The sequence below is a fragment of the Vreelandella neptunia genome (genome assembly GCF_022489065.1).
Classification (GTDB): domain Bacteria; phylum Pseudomonadota; class Gammaproteobacteria; order Pseudomonadales; family Halomonadaceae; genus Vreelandella; species Vreelandella neptunia_A.
This window is the reverse complement of sequence record NZ_JAKVTW010000006.1, coordinates 170019-191054: the sequence shown is the minus strand read 5'-3', so window position 1 is coordinate 191054 and position 21036 is coordinate 170019. Positions and strand designations below refer to the sequence as shown.

Annotated in this window: 22 protein-coding genes, 1 pseudogene and 1 riboswitch; of the genes and pseudogenes, 7 read left to right on the top strand and 16 right to left on the bottom strand. The window is 50.9% G+C overall.

The window, feature by feature from the left end:
* Positions 1–284 precede the first annotated feature (284 nt).
* The 5 genes from MLE19_RS10965 to MLE19_RS10945 all read right to left on the bottom strand — a co-directional run bounded on the left by MLE19_RS10965 (position 285) and on the right by MLE19_RS10945 (position 3094).
* Positions 285–509: an addiction module protein gene (locus MLE19_RS10965; protein ID WP_240718224.1), complete on the bottom strand. Its 225-nt coding sequence runs from the start codon at positions 507–509 to the stop codon at positions 285–287.
* 497 nt (positions 510–1006) lie between these two features.
* Positions 1007–1534, bottom strand: a complete 528-nt coding sequence (locus tag MLE19_RS10960; protein WP_240718223.1) for a GNAT family N-acetyltransferase — start codon at positions 1532–1534, stop codon at positions 1007–1009.
* Between the two features lie 107 nt (positions 1535–1641).
* Entirely contained in the window at positions 1642–2109 is a 468-nt protein-coding gene (locus MLE19_RS10955) for an OsmC family protein (protein ID WP_240718222.1), read from the bottom strand.
* 62 nt (positions 2110–2171) lie between these two features.
* Positions 2172–2507, bottom strand: coding sequence for a hypothetical protein (locus MLE19_RS10950; protein WP_240718221.1), 336 nt, complete (start codon positions 2505–2507; stop codon positions 2172–2174).
* Positions 2508–2644: 137 nt separating this feature from the next.
* Positions 2645–3094 (bottom strand): GNAT family N-acetyltransferase, encoded by a 450-nt coding sequence (locus MLE19_RS10945; protein WP_240718220.1) that lies wholly within the window; start codon positions 3092–3094, stop codon positions 2645–2647.
* Between the two features lie 503 nt (positions 3095–3597).
* Here MLE19_RS10945 and MLE19_RS10940 point away from each other — a divergent pair.
* Complete coding sequence (locus tag MLE19_RS10940; RefSeq protein ID WP_240718219.1) at positions 3598–3849, top strand: type II toxin-antitoxin system Phd/YefM family antitoxin; 252 nt, start codon at positions 3598–3600, stop codon at positions 3847–3849.
* Entirely contained in the window at positions 3846–4100 is a 255-nt protein-coding gene (locus tag MLE19_RS10935; protein WP_008958271.1) for a Txe/YoeB family addiction module toxin, read from the top strand. Before MLE19_RS10940 ends, MLE19_RS10935 begins: the two co-directional genes overlap by 4 nt.
* A 77-nt stretch (positions 4101–4177) precedes the next feature.
* Here the strand turns inward: MLE19_RS10935 and MLE19_RS10930 are convergent, their stop codons facing one another.
* The 5 genes from MLE19_RS10930 to MLE19_RS10910 all read right to left on the bottom strand — a co-directional run bounded on the left by MLE19_RS10930 (position 4178) and on the right by MLE19_RS10910 (position 8437).
* A complete protein-coding gene (locus MLE19_RS10930; protein WP_240718218.1) occupies positions 4178–4816 on the bottom strand; it encodes a hypothetical protein in 639 nt (212 codons plus the stop codon).
* Positions 4817–4884: 68 nt separating this feature from the next.
* Complete coding sequence (locus tag MLE19_RS10925) at positions 4885–5487, bottom strand: hypothetical protein (protein ID WP_240718217.1); 603 nt, start codon at positions 5485–5487, stop codon at positions 4885–4887.
* Positions 5488–5623: 136 nt separating this feature from the next.
* Positions 5624–6289, bottom strand: coding sequence for a hypothetical protein (locus tag MLE19_RS10920; protein WP_240718216.1), 666 nt, complete (start codon positions 6287–6289; stop codon positions 5624–5626).
* 110 nt (positions 6290–6399) lie between these two features.
* Positions 6400–6669, bottom strand: a complete 270-nt coding sequence (locus tag MLE19_RS10915) for a hypothetical protein (RefSeq protein ID WP_240718215.1) — start codon at positions 6667–6669, stop codon at positions 6400–6402.
* 373 nt (positions 6670–7042) lie between these two features.
* Positions 7043–8437 carry an MFS transporter gene (locus MLE19_RS10910; RefSeq protein WP_240718214.1) on the bottom strand — a complete coding sequence of 465 codons (1395 nt, stop codon included), beginning with the start codon at positions 8435–8437 and terminating at the stop codon, positions 7043–7045.
* A 155-nt stretch (positions 8438–8592) separates the two neighbouring features.
* Here MLE19_RS10910 and MLE19_RS10905 point away from each other — a divergent pair, with 155 nt between their 5' ends.
* Positions 8593–9522 (top strand): LysR family transcriptional regulator, encoded by a 930-nt coding sequence (locus MLE19_RS10905; RefSeq protein ID WP_240718213.1) that lies wholly within the window; start codon positions 8593–8595, stop codon positions 9520–9522.
* Here the strand turns inward: MLE19_RS10905 and MLE19_RS10900 are convergent.
* The 3 genes and pseudogenes from MLE19_RS10900 to MLE19_RS10890 all read right to left on the bottom strand — a co-directional run bounded on the left by MLE19_RS10900 (position 9519) and on the right by MLE19_RS10890 (position 11470).
* Positions 9519–9764, bottom strand: a pseudogene (locus MLE19_RS10900) (type II toxin-antitoxin system CcdA family antitoxin). The gene MLE19_RS10905 and the pseudogene MLE19_RS10900 overlap by 4 nt on opposite strands.
* 817 nt (positions 9765–10581) lie before the next feature.
* Entirely contained in the window at positions 10582–11142 is a 561-nt protein-coding gene (locus tag MLE19_RS10895; RefSeq protein ID WP_240718212.1) for an NYN domain-containing protein, read from the bottom strand.
* A gap of 112 nt (positions 11143–11254) precedes the next feature.
* The gene (locus MLE19_RS10890; RefSeq protein ID WP_240718211.1) at positions 11255–11470 is read right to left on the bottom strand and encodes a hypothetical protein; all 216 of its coding nucleotides are present in this window, start codon (positions 11468–11470) and stop codon (positions 11255–11257) included.
* A 368-nt stretch (positions 11471–11838) separates the two neighbouring features.
* Positions 11839–12000, top strand: a riboswitch (TPP riboswitch).
* A gap of 88 nt (positions 12001–12088) precedes the next feature.
* Between MLE19_RS10890 and tenA the strand changes: the two genes are divergently transcribed.
* The 4 genes from tenA to MLE19_RS10870 all read left to right on the top strand — a co-directional run bounded on the left by tenA (position 12089) and on the right by MLE19_RS10870 (position 18368).
* On the top strand, positions 12089–12772 hold the full coding sequence (tenA, locus tag MLE19_RS10885) for a thiaminase II (RefSeq protein ID WP_240718210.1): 684 nt from the start codon (positions 12089–12091) through the stop codon (positions 12770–12772).
* Positions 12773–12799: 27 nt separating this feature from the next.
* Positions 12800–14689, top strand: a complete 1890-nt coding sequence (gene thiC / locus MLE19_RS10880; protein ID WP_240718209.1) for a phosphomethylpyrimidine synthase ThiC — start codon at positions 12800–12802, stop codon at positions 14687–14689.
* A 261-nt stretch (positions 14690–14950) separates the two neighbouring features.
* A complete protein-coding gene (locus tag MLE19_RS10875) occupies positions 14951–16660 on the top strand; it encodes a hypothetical protein (RefSeq protein WP_240718208.1) in 1710 nt (569 codons plus the stop codon).
* Positions 16661–16901: 241 nt separating this feature from the next.
* Positions 16902–18368, top strand: a complete 1467-nt coding sequence (locus MLE19_RS10870) for a DASS family sodium-coupled anion symporter (RefSeq protein ID WP_240718207.1) — start codon at positions 16902–16904, stop codon at positions 18366–18368.
* 124 nt (positions 18369–18492) lie between these two features.
* Here MLE19_RS10870 and MLE19_RS10865 read toward each other — a convergent pair whose 3' ends face one another.
* The 3 genes from MLE19_RS10865 to MLE19_RS10855 form a co-directional block, all read right to left on the bottom strand.
* Positions 18493–18678 carry a CsbD family protein gene (locus tag MLE19_RS10865; RefSeq protein ID WP_240718206.1) on the bottom strand — a complete coding sequence of 62 codons (186 nt, stop codon included), beginning with the start codon at positions 18676–18678 and terminating at the stop codon, positions 18493–18495.
* 131 nt (positions 18679–18809) lie between these two features.
* The gene (locus MLE19_RS10860; protein WP_240718205.1) at positions 18810–19877 is read right to left on the bottom strand and encodes a DUF2955 domain-containing protein; all 1068 of its coding nucleotides are present in this window, start codon (positions 19875–19877) and stop codon (positions 18810–18812) included.
* Positions 19867–20928 (bottom strand): HlyD family secretion protein, encoded by a 1062-nt coding sequence (locus MLE19_RS10855; RefSeq protein ID WP_240718204.1) that lies wholly within the window; start codon positions 20926–20928, stop codon positions 19867–19869. The genes MLE19_RS10860 and MLE19_RS10855 overlap by 11 nt, the downstream gene beginning before the upstream one ends.
* Between the last annotated feature and the right edge of the window lie 108 nt (positions 20929–21036).

Sequence of the window (21036 nt, the reverse complement as noted above, 5' to 3'; positions counted from 1 at the left end):
CCTGTTAAGCCAGTACTGCGGCCGTCTTCGGGCATGGGCAACAGCTAGTATCTGGAAAGCGTGTGGCTTTTCTCGATACACGATGGATAGCGGAAATCGGTGAAGGGGGGCTCTGCGAATGTCTGGCTCTAATTCGATCTACCAGCCTTTTGGTGACTCGACAATCAATTCGGCAAGAGCCTCAAATTCGTTTATCAAGGCATTACCCAATCCTAGTAGCTTCGATTCATAGTAACCGAATGATTCCAGAAACTCTGCTTCCGCTGCCGGGTGAAAGACATATTTCATTTAATTAGCGCTCGAGCCTTTTTCATAACTTCATCACCAGGCACAGCTTGAACCGCGCCACTATCGAGCTCTTCTGCTCTTCGACGAGCCTCAAGCACCCAGTCAGACCTAAGCTCTTCATCTGATGGAGATTCCAGGCTAAGAACCAATCGCTGTATCAACTGTGCCCGCTGCTCTTTTGGGAGATGAAGCGCCTCGTCTTCAATGCTTTGAAGATTCATGGTGAAACCTCTCGTTCGTTTATCCCCTTAATTTTGAAACGGATGGATAAAGGCTGCCATGCATTGGTTTTACGCATCAAACGGCAAAAGCTTACCTCCAATGTCATTTTACTGAAGCGATATTTACGGCTTCCATATCATCGGTATGGAAGGCGCGTATACGGTAGTTGGTTGACGATGAATTCATACGAAAAACCTACTGAAGTGCGCGGTGAAGAGCCTGCAGGCTCTCGGGGGAGGCATCAAGGCGCTGGCAGTCGGTCGCCTCTTGCTCCCAGGCGGCTGCTGAGGCCATATACAGATGGGCTCTGGGCTCCCGCTTGTTACGCAGAAATCGCTGCGGTAGCCGCTCATCACGGCTGCCCGGCAGACCCCTAGTGTAGATTGATATAGCGCATGGCTCTTCTCACTGGGAAAGCATGCCTAGTATGCCTCGGCAACATCGGCTTTCTCTGCTTCCATTACGGCCACTTTAAAATCCTTTTTCCTTTCAATACTTACATCATGACTTTTTCAAAGCCAAAAAACTCTAGCTTGTGTGCCTTACTGCCCCGCTCTTCTTCATCCGGCAAGGGGTAATAACGGTTGTAAAATGAGACAATCTTGAAACCACACTTATTGACATAAAAGTGGATGTTTCGCTTTTCAAAGTAAGGCGTGTGAGTCACCCATACCCGCGTTTTCGGATACGCCTGCTCGATGGCTTTCCAGGCACGGTAGCCCACCCCACGCCCGAGGGTGCTAGGTAAGAGATAGAACAAGTCCAGCGCGTTCTGTTGGGTGGATTCGTCAATGGTCACAATCGCGCCCCCCACTTTCACGCCATCTAAAAGGATGTGATACACGACGGCGTCTGGCGCAGTAAGCGATTTTTCGATATCACCGTCAGAGGGAATCAAGCTCGGCTCCACCGCGCCAAACGTTTCTACCACCGCCACACTAAACGAGGCTTTTAACTCTTGTTTAAACACATCAAATGACGATGCGTCTGCCAACGCCAGCGTTACGTCGGATGAATGTTCCATGGCTGCGCCTATATGCTCAATGAACGTGATTGACCAACCGTTTAGGCTAACCGCTGCCATACTATTTTGCTATACTACGTCCCTGCTAAACCAGCGACTTATCCACGTTAATGCTGAATCTCAGTCAACACTTCTGATTTAACGGAGTTAGCGATAAAGCACTTTTCATGGGAGGCGTGATGGATCTGCTCAAGCACCTCATCCGATGGGTGCTGCTCTCCTGAGAAAACCGCTTTTGGCCGCAGCGTTACCTTGGTCATGGCCATCTTCCCATCGCTCCCCTTCTCCATCACCCCCACCGCATGATCTACATAGCTCTCCACCACAAAGCCCTGCTGGGCGGCAATGGCGAGGAAGAACAGCATATGGCAACTGGAAAGCGAGGCTACAAACGCCTCTTCAGGGTCTACGTTGGCTTCAACCGAATAGGGCAATGGCACCACATGGGGCGATGACGAAGCAGGCACGCGAACGCCGCCATCAAACAACCACTCGTGCCCACGGCTATAGCGCTGATCGACAAAGGCTTCATCGGCCCCACGGGCCCACTGAATGGAGGCGGTATATTCGGCCATTTGGGTTCCTCTGGTTTGATACATGCTGAATTAATAACATGACTGCTTTAACACACGCGGCTCTAACAATAGCGCATCCAATGGGACTGGCCATAGCTGAACCAGGTAATGATCTTGGCCCTGCAAGCCATCCTCGGAAAGTGTGTGCCCAACCCCGAAGCGCAAACGCTTACAGCGTACCCGCCCTTCGCTATTGGCAGCCGGGCGGCATCTGGCAAGTAATCCGTGCAGCCTGCGATGACCAGCGTGCCATTGCTTACCTCCAGCGAGCCTTCCACCACGTGATCAAAGCGTTCAAGCAACGCAGGTGGTGCCGTTTCAAGCACCTCGACCGCTACCGGCACTAGCATGTTGCGTGCAGTGCCTACGCCCACCACGCCTTCTGCCATCGCCAGCATGCACGTTACCCGTTACCGCCGCCGGGCTCCACGCCTTGGAAAGGTCACCGCTGGCGGTTTCATCCTGAAGGTAGAACTGAAAATAATCCGCAAGAAGTTCAAGCTGTAAGGTAGGCATGGTGGGATCGCCGTTGGGTTCAGTGAGACCGCGCTGGGTCACTCACCAGCCGACCGTACAGGGCAGAATCAGAAACGATACCGTTAATCACCCAACGCTGGCGCAGCAGCCCCTCTCTGGTAAACCCAAGCTTCTCCAATGCCTTTGCAGACGCATGGTTATCCGGATCGATTTCTGCCTCAATGCGCCGTAGCCCAAGCGAATCAAATCCATACTGAATCAGCGCTTCGCCTGCCTCTTGGATATACCCTTTCCCCCAAGCGCTGCGGCCCAACCCAAAACCAAGCTCGGCGCGTTTAGATTCCTGGTCATAGCTAAAGAGCATGCACTTTCCGGCCAGCTTGCCACTGGCTTTGACGTAAATACCAAGAGTAAGCCCTTCCTGGCGCTGCATGGAAGCGCTGCTCTGATGGATGAAATCAAGGGCATCCTGAGCAGTGGACCAAGGGGCGGCATTCCAGTAACGCATGCTTCTGAGTCTGAAAATATCGCCAGTAAGCTAGCTGAGTCATCAATGGTTAAAGGCTTTAGTGTTAGTCGTTCAGTTTCGATAACGGGGAAAAACAATTCTTGTGACATTCATCTTTCCATTTTATGCATAACGACCGGCTCACCGATCAAATGGTTAATAGCGGATTTTATACGACACTTTGGAAAACGTTGGCAGCAGACATTGATGCAGTGGAACAGGGTGTTATACAAAAATTTGCTGACTCATAAGCTGAGCACCCTTACCTTAACTAGTGCGCACTACTTGGTGCTCTCTGGCCTTCGTCGCCATCGCGTTTTTCATTCAGCGCTATGCAGCGCTCAACTGGGCCGCGGTTACGTTGGTTACGCTTTCATTGCCCAAGCCATGCTATTGGTATTAATGGCGAAGCGGCGAAAAGCCGAACACAGAGCAGTCGATTGTCAAACCTCATCACGTACTATATTCTGTACATTAACAACATCCTGTACATGAGTGACCTTATGGACGCCATCAGCTACACAGCCGCTAGAACGAATCTAGCAAAAACCATGGAGCAGGTCTGTGAAGACCATGCACCTATGATCATCACCCGAAGCAAAGCGCAATCCGTGGTAATGATTTCTCTCGAAGACTATGAAGCACTGCAAGAGACAGCCTATCTCCTGCGCGCACCTAAGAACGCCCGCCGTTTGCTGGAATCCGTTACCGAGCTGGAGCAAGGTGGTGGACGGGAGAAGGAACTTCTTGGATGAAGCTAATTTTTTCCGAGAACGCCTGGGAGGACTATCTGTACTGGCAGAAAACCGACAAGAAGATTCTTAACCGAATTAATAAGCTCATCAAAGAGACTAAACGTGAGCCATTTGCAGGCGTCGGCAAACCAGAGCCCCTCAAACACAGTCTCGCGGGTTATTGGTCTCGACGAATCAACGAAGAACACCGAATGGTTTACAAAGTCACGGATGACGCTTTGCTTATAGCCCAACTCAGGTATCACTACTGATTTAACGCTGCCAGTACGCGCGGCTGCGGAATGGAGGCGAAGCCACAATGGAGCAGCCGCCGCCGTAACTGTGTTAGTTAGGTTTGCAGCAAAGCACGCATATCCGCAATATAACTTTCGTAAGATCGCCACTCGATAAGACCAGTGACATTGCTAGCAAGACTCATCAAACGCGGATTAGTAACATCGAATGCCGGATCAGAAAACTGCTGCTCACCTCCATAGCCGTGCTCAGTTGCGAGTCTCTTAAAAACTGAAGCGCTTGGCTCTCTCAGTTTGCCATCATTGAAATGAGTGTGCTGATTTCGAGCAGCGTAAATGATGAGGCCGAGCGGCACAGTGCGGACTTTCCGCCCAATGCAAAATTTGGATATCTTCGGTTTAACAATGCTCTCAAAAACCTGTGGGACTGGCTTGCTGTGCCCGTAGATCTCAATTGCTTTTGCCGCAACCTGTAAGACTGCGCCACACAGGGTGTCCAACGCGAAGGTCTCAGCAAGGTACTTTTGCTCAGCTTCCCGTGCAGCATGTAGTCTCTTAGCATTTTCGGCCTTCCACGCTGCATACTCAGCATCTTGTTCAGGACCATAAGGCTCAGAAGTAACAAAAGTCATCCCAACTGCGGTTCGAAGGATCGAAATATAATCGTCGATACCATCGAAAAGACGCTGAACTGCGCTTTCCGTCCGCTTCAAGTATTCATCGATCGTTTGCATGTATAAAACCTAAAGCTAGCAGTAGGGGCGCGACTTCAAGAGCGCCCCATGCCTGCATTTGTTAGAGATTATCGGCTATCCCGCATGTGAGGAAGAAGCAAGTATTTGGCTCGTGCGGGCATAGCCAAGTCATATCGCGTTGCTCGCATTTTTTGCCATTGTACAAAGGCTTCTTTACCCAAAAACTCTGAATCAACTTTCTTCATCAGCCGAATTGCCTTCGCCACAGCGACAGTTAGAGTTTTATATGTGATTCTGATATCACCTTTCTGAGGCCACTCTTCCGGCTGTTCACGATGAGCAATCTCGCGATTTCTTTTTTCTTTGAGCTTGTTTGCCACTATGAAGCGTCTAAACTCCTGGACCTCGTCCTGCAGTGTTCCTAGCTTTTCAGACGCGAAATAGAACGTAGTTTGTCCAATTTTCTGTTCCGAAAGCTCTGCCAACGTAAGCACTAGATCATTGCTGATCCGATCTCTTAATGCGTTTATAAATGCGAGACTTTCATTTTTCATATCTGCCTCAATATCATCAGTTTGCAGATGATTCGCTGAACCAAGTAGATGCCTCAAAATTATCCAATTGGTAATAGCTTCACCGACTTCCCCACGAAGGTTGCCAATCAGTACCTCGGGGTTAGTCTTTTTTAGCCTTACACGGGAATCAGCCACAGCTACCTCGAATTTCTAACGCCAGCTTAAGGGGAAGACAACGCAAAACCACTGAACTCAACCATAACAGCCGTAAATACAAATTCCCATTTGAACTGAGAACCCCACGCGTTGGCTGTCGCTCTTGAAGCGTTTGTTAAGTTTCTCTTTCACGACTGAACTCTATGAACTCATTAACGTGCTTATACCCAAAGTTAAGCAAGGAACTTGGCTCTGAAACTAATGGTTCAACAATGTCAAAAAACTCCATAACCGCCCGCATTGATTCTTTAAGAAAGGATGAATTGACAGCGAGCCGTCCATCGGACAATACCATGAGGTTTAGATTCTGGTTCGCTAAATTTTCGATTTTATTCTTTTGGTCTGAGTACATTAAATAACCATCACTGTGAGCAACTAAGTTTCGAACTTTTCTTAAATTATCTAGCTTGTCCCAAGAGGCATAGTTGATATCTTTGACTTTAGTATAGTAAGCTTTGATACCTCTAAAGCCCTGGCTACCATGTAGATCCGTAATGCTGATTCGATTCTCTATTTTACTTATATCCCTAGAAAATGAGATCGCGCAACGCTCAAACAGTGAGTACAGCTGAGTGATAATCATATAGCGTGCTATAACGGGTCCTTCATAATTTATGAAGTACTCGTACATTGTTACTTTTACGAAATTGGGATCTGCGACATTGATTGAGGTTTCACCACCAAAAGCCTCTTTATATTGCTCATAAGATTGCTTCACGATGCCTTTCTCGAGCATTTCAAGCTGTTCAAACAAATATAAGAATTTTTGAGAAAACTTCACACAAGCTCCTAAAACTTAACGTAAAGCTAAACGACGCGACGAAGGTGCTTCGCTGCGCCCGAAGGGAGCAAACTTTAGCGTCGGGTTAGGTGCTTCTCTTAGCATAAAGACTATTTGCAATATTTTGTGACGCGAATAAATATCGGGGCATCGCCTTTGTGCGACCCGATGCAAACTTCCCATTCTGAGCCACACTCGCTCCACATTGGTGTAACCGCAAGCACACCATTGCCATGCCACTTTTCGTCGACCATAAAAAAAGGTGGCTTCACATGAGAATTGATGCATTTGCAAACTGGGCAATACAGGTTTCTTTGGCCACTACCGCCAGCTATCTGTTCCTTTGAGATAAGCGTTGTAATGTCGAGCTCTTCTTTCATGTTTACTCCATAGGCCGATGTGGGGGGTAGCATCTAATAGTTAAGAATTTATTCGCCGTGCGGAGCATGGCGAATAAATGCGTTTTGGACTAAGGCGCGTCCATCTGGAAGCTATTTGTTAGGGGATTGTATTGACTGCCATGCGGCCTGAGGCATCAAAGAGTGCATAGGCATGTTTGCGGTAACGCGCTCTATGGTGAGCTTAGCCATCAATTCAGTACCCCCCGAACCTAAGTTAACCCAATGTAGCGCGCCTGATGGCTAAAATCCATCACCGGGACGAAAGTAGCCATCACCCGCACACGGGCCGGATCACCAAGTCAGCTGTAGGGATATGGCCCGTTACGTCATGCTCGATAGCGTTTCCCTTTGGTTAGGCGGTGGACTGTAGAGAGGCTGGGGAGTGGGCATCCCGACATCCCGAACATCCCCAATGTGGGGTGCCGACAGAGTAGACAGGTGTAGGCCGGTTCAACGTCACCGGCAGCAGATGCTTTGTCAACAACCGCAAACGCTCGGAGATCTGTGCCAAACGTCGCCGTCGGCAGCAATTGGCCAGAAAACCGTTTAGCGTTATGAGCTTGGAAATCCATGCCGCCGTGCACCCAACACCACCAACAGTGTTGCTATAAGCAGTATCAGCAGTGCGGGCGAAAATGAAACGGTACCAAAGCGATCCAGCAGTAGACCTCCAATAATGCCACCGCCAGCAATGGCCAAGTTCCAGGCTGTCACCAGCATGGACTGCCCGATATCCGCGGCCTCCCCAGCCGCCTTGGCGAGTGCTGTTTGAAACAGCGTTGCTGAGCCGCCAAATGACAGACCCCAGGCACCCACTGCGCCATAAACGGCCACCAGCTACACCCAGCGCCAATGCCGCTAGCCCGAACAAGGCGGTACTGGCGAGCGTCAGTACTCGGAGGTAACGGTCGATCAATATACCGATGACCCAGATACCCACCAACGCAGCAATACCGAAGACCAACAGAACCAGATCGGTTCGCTCGGCCAGATGGGCATTTGCCAGAAATGGGGCAATATAGGTATAGAGAATATTGTGGGCGAGTATAAAAGCCAGCACTACGAACAGCACCGATCGAATCCCCGGCAGCATAAATACCTGGCTAAGTGACAACCGTTTTCCCGTGGACTGGCCTGCAAAGTCAGGCACCTTCAAGCGAACCCATACGACCAGAATTAGCGCTAGCACACTCATGATGCCGAAACAGGCACGCCAGCCCACCAAAGTACCGAGGAACGTGCCTGCGGGGACACCCAGCGAAAGGGCTAATGGCGTTCCCACCATCGCAATCGCGATGGCGCGCCCCTTAAGATGTTCAGGTACCATGCGGGCGGCATAACCCGCCAAGAGTGCCCACAGCAGACCTGCCGCCACACCCGCGAGAAAGCGAGCCGCTATTGTCAAAAGGTAACTCGTTGAGAGCGTTGTAATCGTATTGGCGACGGCAAAACCTATAATAGCGGCCAGTAATAAGGGCCTACGCCGTACCCCCTGCGTTGCGGCCACTAATGGAATAGCGGCCAATAGTGAGCCGATGGCATAAACGGTGACAAGCTGACCCGCTAGCGATTCTGAAACCTCCAGCCCTGCTCCGATCTGTGGAAGTAAGCCTGCAGGCAACGCCTCGGTCAAGATCGTGACGAAGCCCGCCAACGCCAGTGCCAGCAAAGCCGTAATCGGCAGCCGATCTGATTGCTCGGTTTCGTCTCTGTCTCTGTTCAAACTCCCTATTTCCGAAGTAGTCATCACTGTGTCGCCTATTTAAAGCGCAGGTTTAAACCGCAACAGCGGGTTTACCTGCCGCATGTGAGAATAGGCAATCACGTTAGGCACTTTGAGCAATCAAGACAATAATGCTAAATTTCCAAACATATCGGAATAAAATTCTCTAATGGATAACCATGGATTCACTAAGTGGCATTGAGTACTTCGTTCAGGCAGCGGAAACCCGCAGCTTCTCCGCTGCTGGGCGTAACCTTGGCGTCTCTTCATCAGCAATCGGAAAAAGCGTGGCTCGTCTGGAGACCCGTTTGGGTGTGCGTTTACTTCATCGAAGCACCCGCAGCATCACACTGACATCAGAGGGTACACTCTTTCTTGAGCGCTGCCGCCGTATATTAGGCGAGGTTGAAGCAGCAGAACGGGAGCTGTCAGAAATACATCAAGAGCCCAAGGGCAAACTTCGGGTGAGTTTTCCACTTGTTGGTCGGTTAGTGATGCCAGTGCTGACCTCGTTTATGCATCGTTACCCATTGATCGAGCTAGACGTGGATTTCTCGGATCGGATGGTCGACGTGATTGAGGAAGGCTTCGATGCAGTTATCCGCACTGGGGAGCCAGCAGATTCACGCTTAATGTCACGCTCACTTGGGCACTACAGCTTAGTGCTTGTTGCGTCACCGGAGTATCTATCCCAGCAGGGACAACCGCAAACGCCTGCTGATTTGGTTGATCATGCTTGTTTGCAGCACAAGTTTCCCAGTACCGGTAAATATGAGGCTTGGCCACTTCGGCCAATCGTCAACGAAACAACGCCCACGCTAAATACCGCCATGGTATGCAACACCTCTGAAGCATTGATCGACGTGGCTCGTGCAGGTTTGGGCATCGCTTGCCTACCGGACTTTATGGTACGCGAAGGTATCGATAAGGGAGAACTAGTGACGGTCTTGAACAACTATATCGAGCACCAGGGAACCTTTCGGATTTTATGGCCCACCAGCAAGCACTTGGCTCCCAAGCTTCGGGTGTTTATTGATTTTATGGTTGAAGAGTTATTCAAAGACCTGGATGCTGCCCATTATTTTACGCCTTTTAAGGAGCAGAGTTAGTGCTGACGGAGCCATGCGAGTGGCAAACCGTTTGTTTCCTCGTATGCATTCGAGCTTGCTAGGGCGCTGGCATTTTCTTTCAGCCGCTTCGACTGCTTGTGTCGTTTCACCGCTTCCGCAACCCCTACATCTGCGGATCACGAGACATTGATTCCCAAGCCTTTTTTCTCTTTGAGAAGCGCACTATCTAGCGAGAGGTTCGTTGGTTTTCGTGTGGACTTGGTAACTTCAGCAGTTTGCATGGTTCAATCCACGTTCGGAACTATAAGTTCATAATATGCGTGTATTAAGTGTGCAACTAACTTGCGCAGAGGTAGGCCTTGTTGGAATTGCGCTTTGATCTTATAGGCAAATAGTCGAAGTTCACTCCAACCAAATCAAAGTTGTGACCTAGTTAAAACCAAACCTCTCATGCCTATTGAACATATGCATCAATACGAGTAAGTTGATTTATGAGAGGATTGCTCTCACACACCTAAGGAAAATTATTATGGCTCTTAAACCAGGCCCAAAGCCAGATGCAGAATCAACAGGGAAACCTGATCAACGTCGACGTGACAATAAAAGCACACCGGGAAATACTCCGGGCTTAAAACCTAGCAAATCTTCCAAAAAATAAGATAGATTATTAATAAAAGCTACTGTAATGGTAGCTTTTAATATTACGTCTAGTATCACCTGTAAACTAGATCATAGACCAGCCGACCTGTTGCGTCGTTGCTACATTTGGGATGGAAAACTGATAAGTCGAGTTTATGTTCGATCAGGTAATGTGCTGCGTGCTCAAGCGTTCCAAGTATGAGTTGCTCTTGGTAGTTAATCACTACACCATGGCTTCCTGATCGTAGTTATAAGCCTTAAAGTGCGGCATGCTGACCACTTCTCGTCCGTTTCCTCGATCCTACCAAAACTTAGCCGTCAGGGGACGGGTACAGCCTAAATCCCAAGTTCAGCGGCAATTTTTAAGTTGCACGTTATGGGATGCTTTTGCGAAGCAAAGCCACAAAAGCACACCATTCAAACTATCCAGCGCAAGAGATATGCAGGATGGGGCACTTTTTATACTTTTTTGGCCCAGCGCTTATTGTTAATGAACGAGATTTTTTCGTAAGCAGGTTCAAGTGAGCGGTAAATTCCATGCTGCTCTGCAAAAGACTTTAAATGTCGATTGCATCCTGCATCCCAGCTAATAACTTCTATTTCCCATCCATGCTTTTTGGCTCGCTCTAGCTGTTTAATAAAGCCGCCGCCATCCTCATAGCCGCTACCATCCCCAGTCAGTAGCACTAAAGTTTGCGGCCCATCACAGTCAAGTATTCTATTTGCCATAGCTAAATGTAACGATTCATCAACTGCAACTTCTCCGCCAGATAAGGCTCCCCGCTCTTGCTTTTCTACTACTACGCCTAAATCACTAAAGCGCTTCCAAAGGGCGTCATTGTGAGGTGGCTCGGACCCCCCAAGAAAGGCGTAATCGACAGGCCTTTTGTTTGCTGCAAAATCGAATAGGTGTTCAAAATGGATGCGAAATGCTTGCTCATCATTGGGTTCTTTCTTTTCGCAAACCCCTCTTCCTACAAGCCAAATATTGGAATTATCCCAAAAAATGTTTATTCCCATTTACTTTTCCTTTTTATAAAATTTGACTTTTGGGCAGACTTTGAGCCGTTAAATGGCAGTAAGGTCTTCCCAACCACTAAGGGGCAACAACAAGCCAATTGTTAATTTTCTATCACTGAAGCTCTTGACGAACTTTAGCAACATGTGATTCAGCTACTTTCAAAATTACTGGGGCACATTTAATGCAAATATTTATTCTGCCTGGATCATTATAAGCAAAGTGCTTTTCACCTGCTTTTATTGTATGCAATGAACTGGCATGACACTTTCTTGCTCCAACCGCAGTCTCGACTCTAAAATCTTTTACTATGTTTCTTGTATTGGGCATTCACATCTCCTTTTGGATTTTGTATCTCTACAGATAGTGCAATTTAACAGCTACTGCGCAGCCATCTTAACTAAATCTAACTCATTGTTACTCAAGAGCAAAGAAAATTTGTCATCACATTTCAATTTTTCTTTTTCTAGCGATTTTTAATTTCTAAAAAACTCTGTATCCAAACAAACATCAATATCTAAAAAGACAATCAATGAAATTTATAGAGAGGGTAAAGGCTACTTTATGTAGCCAAATGCTATAGCCTTCGTACTGAAAAAATTATTGCTATTGAATTCACTTTTTCATTCATTTCTACTGCTGACTTACTAGATACCCCCCTTGCATCACCCCCACCTACCTCCTACACTCCACCAAAGAACAGCTTGACGGGGTGCCGGTGAAATCCGGCTGAGATGGCGCAGGGCGTAGCAATTAATGCTGCCGAGCGCTGGTCCCGCTGAACCTGATCCGGCTAATGCGCTGCTACTTACACAAGTCGCAGCGCGGGTACCGGCGTAGGGATCAAGCGATGGCCTTGGCTAGCTCTCTCACGATCGCACGCCACCTTCCGCGCCATTCCCTCGATCTTTTTCGCCTGCCCTCCGGATCATTACCACCGGAGGCATCATGGGCTACCGCTTTACTGATCTCACCACCGCCTGCCAGCAAGATTGGCGCGCCTATATTGAGCACGATTTTGTGCGTCAATTGGGCAATGCCACGCTGCCTGAGGCGTCGTTTCGCCACTACTTAAAGCAGGATTATCTGTTTCTTATCCACTTCGCCCGCGCCTACGCGCTGGCTGCTTATAAAAGCCCCACCTTGGCGGATTTGCGCCAGGCCCATGAAGGTTTAAAAGCCATTGTGGATGTGGAGTTGGGCCTGCATGTGGGCTTTTGTCAGGAGTGGGGGATTTCCGAGCAGGAGCTGGCCGAACTTCCCGAAGCCAAAGCCACGCTAGCCTATACCCGCTATGTATTGGATACCGGCAACCGCGGTGACCTGCTGGATCTGCACGTGGCGCTGGCCCCCTGCTTGGTGGGTTACGGCGAAATCGCCAACTGGTTGAACTCTCAGCCTTCCACTCTGCGCGGCGCGCAAAACCCCTTTGACGCTTGGATCGCCATGTACGAAGGCGAGGAGTTTCAGGCCGCCATGCAGGCGGAGCTTGCATGGCTAAATACCCGCCTTGCCGATGTAACCCCCGCCCGCTTTGCCGAACTCAGCAAGATCTTCCGCGATGCCACTTGCCTGGAAATCGACTTCTGGCAGATGGGTTTAGAGCTGATAGACGAAGACCTCACTCATTAATTGCTAACAACTAAAAGGAACCTACCAATGAGCAAAACGAGCCATTTTCTAGCCGAAACCGCCCAGGTCGATGCCGCCGCCATTCAGCCACTGCCCGGCTCGCGTAAGGTGTATATCGAAGGTTCGCGGCCAGATATCCGCGTGCCGTTTCGGGAGATCTCGCTTTCGCCCACCAAAACCACCGGCATTGATGAAGAGAACCCGCCGCTGCTGGTGTACGACACCTCTGGCCCCTACACAGATCCAGAGGCCATCAATGATTTACGTAAAGGTTTGCCCGCCCTGCGCCGTGCCTGGATTGAAGAGCGCGACGACACTGAATTTCTAGAAGGCCACACCTCTGAGTACGGCAAACGCCGCGCCAACGACCCTACGCTTGCCCAGCTGCGCTTTGATCTAACTCGTACTCCGCGTAGGGCTAAACCTGGAAAAAACGTTACTCAGCTTTACTACGCCCGCCAAGGCATCATCACCCCGGAAATGGAGTTTATCGCCATCCGCGAAAACCAGCGTCGCCAGGCGCTGGGCACCGCAGAAGTAGAGCGTATTCTGGGCCACCAGCATCCTGGCCAAAGCTTCGGCGCCAGCCTACCAGAAGAGATCACCCCGGAGTTTGTGCGTGATGAAGTGGCTCGTGGGCGGGCGATTATTCCTAATAACATCAACCACCCGGAAAGCGAGCCGATGATTATTGGCCGTAACTTCCTGGTCAAGATTAATGGCAACCTGGGTAACTCGGCGGTGACGTCTTCTATTGAAGAAGAGGTGGATAAGATGACCTGGGGCATCCGCTGGGGTGCAGACACCATCATGGATCTCTCCACCGGGCAGAACATCCACGAAACCCGCGAGTGGATACTACGCAACTCGCCGGTGCCGATTGGCACGGTGCCTATCTATCAGGCGCTGGAAAAGGTTAAAGGCGTAGCCGAAGACCTCACCTGGGAAGTCTTCCGCGATACGCTGATCGAGCAGGCCGAACAGGGTGTGGACTACTTCACCATTCACGCGGGCGTGCTGCTGCGCTATGTGCCGCTCACCGCCAAGCGGGTCACCGGCATTGTCAGCCGCGGCGGCTCGATCATGGCCAAGTGGTGTTTGTACCATCACCAGGAGAGCTTCCTGTATACCCACTTCGAGGAGATCTGCGAGATCTGCAAGCAGTACGATGTGGCGTTCTCCCTCGGCGATGGACTACGCCCCGGCTCAGTGGCGGATGCCAACGACGAAGCGCAAATGGCGGAGCTTAAAACCCTCGGTGAGCTGACCCATATCGCCTGGAAACACGATGTGCAGGTAATGATCGAAGGCCCCGGCCACGTGCCCATGCATCTGGTGAAAGAGAACATGGATAAGCAGTTGGAGTACTGTGACGAAGCACCCTTCTATACGCTTGGGCCGCTGGTCACGGATATCGCCCCAGGCTACGACCATATTACTTCCGGTATTGGGGCGGCGATGATCGGCTGGTTTGGCTGCGCCATGCTCTGCTACGTCACCCCGAAAGAGCACCTGGGCTTGCCCAATAAGGATGATGTTAAAACTGGCATTATCACCTACAAGATTGCTGCCCACGCGGCGGACTTGGCCAAGGGTCACCCGGCGGCACAGCGGCGCGACAATGCGCTTTCCAAGGCGCGCTTTGAGTTCCGCTGGGAAGACCAGTTCAACCTGGGGCTAGACCCGGATACTGCCCGTGAATACCACGACGAAACTCTGCCCAAAGATTCAGCCAAAGTGGCGCACTTCTGTTCCATGTGCGGGCCGAAGTTCTGCTCCATGAAGATCAGCCAGGAAGTGCGCGACTACGCCAATGAGCACGGTCTGAATGGTGATCAGGAAGCAGTGATGAAAGGCATGGAAGAGCAGGCAGAGAAATTTCGCCAGAAAGGGAGCGAGCTTTATCAGGAAGTTTAAAAGCATCTGTTAAAACAGTCCTGCTGCTAAAGGTGGCGCTTGAGTGGAACCTCAGGCGCCACTTGCGTATCGAGACTCAACTGGCCGTTTAATAGTCAATCTCTCATTGGCCAGTACCGAATCTGCGCTTAACGGATGAAACGTATTTGCCACCCAAGCTAAAAATTAATTATACATTGCTCGTGTGTGATTCTCATTTGCAGAGTATTCTATTAGCCACGCTTGATTTAAAACCAACACCTAGCAAAGAACTGATTCCAGATGAAAACCAAACTTTCCCTGGCGGTATCCCTAGCCCTGCTGAGCACTGGCTTACTGAGTGCTTGCAGCGATGATAACGAACCTACCGAAGCCGCAACACAAGAGGAAGCAGCGAAAAATAACGTAGCGCCGATGCTAAAATACATTCCGGCTGACTCGCCCTACTTTATGGCCACCCGTGAAGTACTGCCGGAACAGGATATCTTTGATATTTTTCAGCGCACCCAGCCCAACAATAGCCTTGAGACTGATCTGGATGAGCTACGCAGTACACTGCCCGAGATAGACGACGAAGTGCAGCGCTCGATGATGACGCTGTTAATCGCCATGGGTGAAGAGTTGGTAGGGGTTGAAACACTGGAAGATGTTCATGCGTTGGGTCTCAAAATGGGGCCTCAAGGCGCTATTTATGGGCTGGGCATTCTGCCTGTTTTGCGCTTTGAACTGCACGATGAAGATGCTTTTCGTGACACGCTGGAGCGCATCCTAGCCAAAGCAGAGATCAACCCGAGCAAAGCCACCACCAACGGCAATGACTACTGGGTGCTGACACAAGAGGGGCCCATCAAGGCGATCCTCGCCATTATCGATCAGCAACTGTTGATGTCGGTAGTGCCGCAGGATGCCAGCGACGAGCTATTAGCGCAGATACTTGGTAACAGCCTGCCCGACAGCAGCATTGGGGATACCGGCGCACTGGCGGAAATTGAACAGCGCCATGGTTTTACACCTTACGGCGCCGGTCAGATTGACTCCTCACGAGTGCTGAATGAGCTGAGCACTCCCACTCACACAGGGACTCAAGCACTGATGGACGCGGTGGATCTAGCGCCGCTGGATCTCTCCTCCTGTCAGGCAGATATCGACCGTATCACTAGCCGTTTTCCTGGCTTGGCAATGGGCGCACGGGAGTACAGTCTTGATCGCATGGAGATGAACCTCATCCTGGAAACCGATGAGGATATTGTCAGCGACCTACGTGCCCTAACCACTCAAGTTCCAGGCCTAGGCAGCACAGAGGGGATGGCCAGCTTTGGATTGGGCCTCGACCTGCCTATATTGACGCAAACCATTCAGAAGTATGCTCGGGAAATGCGCGAGAATCCGTTTAGCTGTGATGAGCTTCAGGAGTTGAACAGCGCCTGGAACGAGATCAACATGGCGGTCAACAACCCGATCACCCAGATGATTGGTCCGTCGCTTTCGGGCTTCAATGCGCGTATCGACAGCCTGGCAATGAAAAACGGCGATCCCATCGCGACCGGCATCCTCGCCCTCGCCTCGCAAAATCCTATGAGCCTGCTCTCCACAGCAAGTGCCTTCTTGCCTGAATTAGGTGCGCTTGGCCTAGAACCCGGCGGAGAGACCAAGAAGATCAAAAGCATGCTGCTGCCGCCAGATATGCCAGCGCTTTATGCCGCTATGTCTGACTCCGCCATTGTGCTGGGCGCGGGCATCAGCGATTCAGCATCACTGCAAGATGAGCTGGAAGCTCCAATATCAGAGCGCGACCTACTGCTTCATGGCCACATGACCGGTGAGTTTTATCATTCGCTGGCTGATGTCATGGAGCAAGTAGAAACCGAGGATCTGACCCAGTCTGATATTGAGATGTTCAAGCAGTATGGCGACATCTACGAGAGCATGGAGTACTGGCTAGAAGTGGATGACGCTGGCGTTGAAATGAGCTTTTCGCTTGAGCTGAAATGAGCTGAGCTGAAACCAAGTTCTGACGGTTCGTATCAGCCGATAAACCCGCGACTGATTATTATCAATAACCGTTAGCGGGTTTTTAATTGATTGCCGCGACATTGACTCTCCGCAATTGCCCCATCATTGACATGGGGCAAGTTGGCTGGCGTCTACCGGGGTTAGACTTAAGTAGAGAATAAAGCGCTGCTTGATTGCCTATAAGCGTGCCGCTGACACCTACCTTATATAGGCCTCTACGATGTCGACGCTGCCTTTCAAACCCTGGCCAACCGCAATAGCGGTGGCTGTCACCTTACTGATATGGCTGGTGATTCCTTTGCCTGAAGGCCTCACCTCGGATGCTTGGCTGATGCTGGCCATGTTCGTAGGGACGATTGTCGCCATCATTGGCAAGGCAATGACCATAGGGGCCATCTCAATCATCGCCATTTCCATAGTGGCGGCGAGCGGGGTCACCAGTGACAATCCAGGCACCGCCATTAACAATGCGTTAAGTAGTTACTCCAACTCTCTAATCTGGTTAATTGCCATCTCGATTATGATTTCGCGCGGGCTCATCAAGACAGGGCTTGGCGCACGAATTGGCTACTACTTCATCTCTATCTTCGGTAAAAAAACGCTTGGAATTGGTTACAGTTTGGCATTTTCTGAGCTTTGTATTGCCCCCGTCACGCCAAGCAATACTGCGCGAGGCGGCGGCATCATGCACCCGATTATGCGCTCTATAGCCAAAGGCTTTGACTCACTCCCGGAAGAGGGTACTTCGAGCAAGATTGGCAAATACCTGGCGCTGGTCAATTATCACAGCAATCCTATTACCTCGGCGATGTTTGTTACCGCCACGGCGCCCAACCCATTGACCGTAGAGCTAATCTCCATTGCTACCGGGGCAGACATTCAACTGACCTGGATGACCTGGGCGCTCGCGATGCTGTTACCGGGTTTAGTCGCCATCCTGGCCATGCCCTATATTCTTTACCTGCTTTATCCGCCGGACATTAAACAGACTCCCCAAGCCACGCAGATGGCACGCGATAAGCTGGCCGAAATGGGTAAAATCAGCCTAGATGAAGTCATTATGCTGTTGGTGTTCTTGGTGCTATTACTGCTGTGGGCTGATATTCCGGCAATTTTCTTGGGCGATGCCGTCACTCTTAATACCACAACCTCAGCCTTTATTGGCCTCTCGCTACTACTGATTACCGGTGTTTTGACCTGGGAAGATGTGCTGAACGAGAAAAACGCGTGGGATACGCTGCTATGGTTTGGTGCCCTTATCATGATGGCGAGTCAGTTAAACGAGACTGGGCTGATTGCTTGGTTTTCGAGCAATATTGAGAACGGCATTACCCGGATGGGGATTAATTGGGTGGGAGCATCGGCCCTTTTGGTGTTGACCTTTCTCTACAGTCATTACTTCTTTGCCAGCACTACGGCACATATCACCGCCATGATGGCCGCCTTTCTTACCGTCGGTTTGAGCCTGGGCGCCCCGCCCATGCCGTTTGTACTGATCATGGCTGCCACCTCTTCCATTATGATGACGTTGACCCACTATGCGACGGGCACCTCGCCCGTTATTTTTGGATCAGGCTATCTCACATTAGGTGAATGGTGGAAAGCGGGCTTTATTATGAGCGTGGTCAATCTCGTTATCTGGGTGGTTGGCGGTGGTTTGTGGTGGAAGCTACTGGGTCACTATTGAGCCTCTCTCATATGACTAAGCCACTCCCAAGCGCATTAGCGCTAATAATGAGGAGTGAGTGTTTTCAAGCTGCATAAACGCCAACAGGGGGCCGAAGCCCCCTGTTGTAATCACTGTTAAGTAACTAGCGCTGTTTTTTCTGGCTCTCCTTGGCATCGCCTTTGCCTTTTTGCACTTCGCCTTTTGCTTGCTGGGCTTTGCCTTTGGCTTCTGTTTTGGTGCTACCAGTCGCCTTGCCCGCCGCTTCTTTAACTTTACCGGCTGCTTTGTTGCCTGCGCCTTTTGCCTTGTCTTCTGTACCAGTTGCCATGACAAACACCTCTAATCCGTTAGTAGGGAAAATGCCGTGTGTGAAGGTGCGAGTCGCACTGCAATCACACGGTGACACTTCATCAGAGTAGTCTTTATTAAAAAAGTTGCGCTACTTTATTGATGGTCGGTTTATTTTATTAAGCGCGTGGACTCCCAGCGGTTCAATAAAACATGTAGGCAAGCCATGACGAGCAGCGTCAGGGCCAGCGCAACACTCATGGATGAGAAGCGATAGAGCGCGCTGTAAATCAAATCCTGCTGCGGGCCTAGCGATTGGCCAAATAGAATTCCCAGCGTTGTTAGCCCACCAAAACCAATACCCGATCCTACGCCTTCATGAATATGCTCGCGTGCGAAAAGCATCAATCCTAGCCAATAGAGCAGTATCACCAATAAAAAATGATGGCTTTGGGTATAGAGCAGTAGCTGCATCAGCAGTGCTAGATTGCAACCCAGCAAAGTTCCCACCGCACGCTTAGCGGCAGATGCCCGCGCCCCGGAGTACCCCAGCGCAAACAGCACCAAAATGGTCGCCATTTGGGCAGATAGTGACCCCTGCAGATCAAACACCTGAAACACCACAAAAGAGAGCGTGGCCGTTAATCCACCGATTAAGGTTTCATGGCGAATCTGTGAGGCAGGCTTGACCACCCGTGGCGGTGGCTGGCGCGCTTCAACGTCGGGAAACAGCGTATGCATCAGCATGGCGATAAATACCGCCAACCCACTGGCGACAAGATTGCAGGCTAGCAGATCGCTGAGAACTACATTCGGGTAGCTGGCAAAATGAAGCAGAATGCTAAGCGTCAGTACGCCGTTGGCGCCAAACAGAAACAGCGGCCCTTTCGCCATGAGATTAAAGCGAAACAGAAACATCCCCAACACCACCAGCGTCATCACCACTGGCATATGCTTGAGCAGCCCAACCACCAGGCTCACTTCAATAACGTTAAGCGATACGTTGGTTAAAAACTGACGAATAATATGGCCGTTAAGAATCGGCACCATGCCCAGTAAAAACATCGGAAAAACGGTAAAAAACACGCCGTAGTTCCAGCCCATTAACTGGCTGACCACAAACCCTAGTGCTCCCCCACACGCTACCCGAAGGCACTGACGTAAACCGTTTTGGGTTAACCCGGGGCGAGCTAAGCGCTCAGGGGACACACGCTTTTTAAACATGCATTTAGTAAACATAGTGCAGCCAACTGATCAGGTGCGCCTGTAGCCATACAAAGGGTTTGGCCAATGCCGCGTCGCTAGGCTGGAGCTGCACCGTCGCACGGGCCCCGCTGGCTAAGGCGTTGGCGATGGGTTCTGTCACCGCTACATGTACGCGCATGCGTTGGGCATCGCGTACCCAGCGGTCAGTCGTGGGTATGTCGGCTAATTGCCCATCCGCCGCTAGCTGCCCTTCCCGAACGCCCGCATCCATAGCGAGCACTTGTGCATCAAATACCTGACCCGGCCAGGCATCAAACACCACGCGTGCTGCATCGCCCGGTGCGATATGACGCAAGCTCTTTTCCCGGAAATCGGCAATGATATCGAGCTCGTCCGTCACCACGGCGATGGCCGGTTGGCCAGCCTGTACATAGTCGCCCACCTCCAATTGCAGGTTGGTAACGCTGCCTGCTTGCGCCGCACGCACCTGGGTATGGGCAAGGTTCAGCTGAGCCTGTGAGAGTGCGTTATCGGCTTGGCGCAAACGCAGGTTAGTTTCGCCAACATCCCCCAGCTGCACTTCAAGACTAACGATTTTCGCCCTGGCCGCCGCCACGCTGGCCTGTGCAGTCCGCTCAGCGGCGACCTGCTGTTCGTACTGTTGTCGCGATACACTCTGTCGCGCCATCAGTGTTTCCGCGCGGTTAAGCTCGCCCCGACGTTCAGCAGCCGTCGCTTCAGCAGATGCCAACTCCGCTTGCGCAGAGGTTAGCTCTGCTTCCAAGCGGGCATTCTCCCGCTCAGCCTGCTCGCGGCTTAGCTGGGCCTGCTCGACGGCTAACCGAAACGGCGCCGGGTCTAGCTGAAACAGCACATCGCCTTTATCAACGTGTTGATGATCACGCACTAAAAGCTCACTGACCGGGCCGCTGAGCTCAGGTGCAATTCGAGTTACCGGCCGCATCACCCGTGCTTCGGGTGTCATGGGCATAAAGCTATCGGCCAGCAGAAAATAGATAAATAGCAGCACAAAGGCAGCAATGGCTACCTTCACCCAGCGGGCAAATGTTTGGTCGGGGGTCATGCAGAGCTCACTTGTTAGCCACCAGGCAACCACCTGGCCAGCGCCACTCATCGGGCGCGCATCGTATAGGGAATAGCATAGGAGACTTTAGTCTAACAATTAATTAGC

Coding starts and splice junctions, on each gene's coding strand:
- MLE19_RS10865 (WP_240718206.1), bottom strand. CDS start 18,678: ATGGCAACTGGTACAGAAGACAAGGCAAAAGGCGCAGGCAACAAAGCA.
- tenA (WP_240718210.1), top strand. CDS start 12,089: ATGGGCTACCGCTTTACTGATCTCACCACCGCCTGCCAGCAAGATTGG.
- MLE19_RS10965 (WP_240718224.1), bottom strand. CDS start 509: ATGAATCTTCAAAGCATTGAAGACGAGGCGCTTCATCTCCCAAAAGAG.
- MLE19_RS10895 (WP_240718212.1), bottom strand. CDS start 11,142: ATGGGAATAAACATTTTTTGGGATAATTCCAATATTTGGCTTGTAGGA.
- MLE19_RS10930 (WP_240718218.1), bottom strand. CDS start 4,816: ATGCAAACGATCGATGAATACTTGAAGCGGACGGAAAGCGCAGTTCAG.
- MLE19_RS10910 (WP_240718214.1), bottom strand. CDS start 8,437: ATGACTACTTCGGAAATAGGGAGTTTGAACAGAGACAGAGACGAAACC.
- MLE19_RS10860 (WP_240718205.1), bottom strand. CDS start 19,877: ATGTTTACTAAATGCATGTTTAAAAAGCGTGTGTCCCCTGAGCGCTTA.
- MLE19_RS10955 (WP_240718222.1), bottom strand. CDS start 2,109: ATGGCCGAATATACCGCCTCCATTCAGTGGGCCCGTGGGGCCGATGAA.
- MLE19_RS10855 (WP_240718204.1), bottom strand. CDS start 20,928: ATGACCCCCGACCAAACATTTGCCCGCTGGGTGAAGGTAGCCATTGCT.
- thiC (WP_240718209.1), top strand. CDS start 12,800: ATGAGCAAAACGAGCCATTTTCTAGCCGAAACCGCCCAGGTCGATGCC.
- MLE19_RS10960 (WP_240718223.1), bottom strand. CDS start 1,534: ATGGAACATTCATCCGACGTAACGCTGGCGTTGGCAGACGCATCGTCA.
- MLE19_RS10950 (WP_240718221.1), bottom strand. CDS start 2,507: ATGCTGGCGATGGCAGAAGGCGTGGTGGGCGTAGGCACTGCACGCAAC.
- MLE19_RS10915 (WP_240718215.1), bottom strand. CDS start 6,669: ATGAAAGAAGAGCTCGACATTACAACGCTTATCTCAAAGGAACAGATA.
- MLE19_RS10870 (WP_240718207.1), top strand. CDS start 16,902: ATGTCGACGCTGCCTTTCAAACCCTGGCCAACCGCAATAGCGGTGGCT.
- MLE19_RS10940 (WP_240718219.1), top strand. CDS start 3,598: ATGGACGCCATCAGCTACACAGCCGCTAGAACGAATCTAGCAAAAACC.
- MLE19_RS10945 (WP_240718220.1), bottom strand. CDS start 3,094: ATGCGTTACTGGAATGCCGCCCCTTGGTCCACTGCTCAGGATGCCCTT.
- MLE19_RS10935 (WP_008958271.1), top strand. CDS start 3,846: ATGAAGCTAATTTTTTCCGAGAACGCCTGGGAGGACTATCTGTACTGG.
- MLE19_RS10890 (WP_240718211.1), bottom strand. CDS start 11,470: ATGCCCAATACAAGAAACATAGTAAAAGATTTTAGAGTCGAGACTGCG.
- MLE19_RS10905 (WP_240718213.1), top strand. CDS start 8,593: ATGGATTCACTAAGTGGCATTGAGTACTTCGTTCAGGCAGCGGAAACC.
- MLE19_RS10875 (WP_240718208.1), top strand. CDS start 14,951: ATGAAAACCAAACTTTCCCTGGCGGTATCCCTAGCCCTGCTGAGCACT.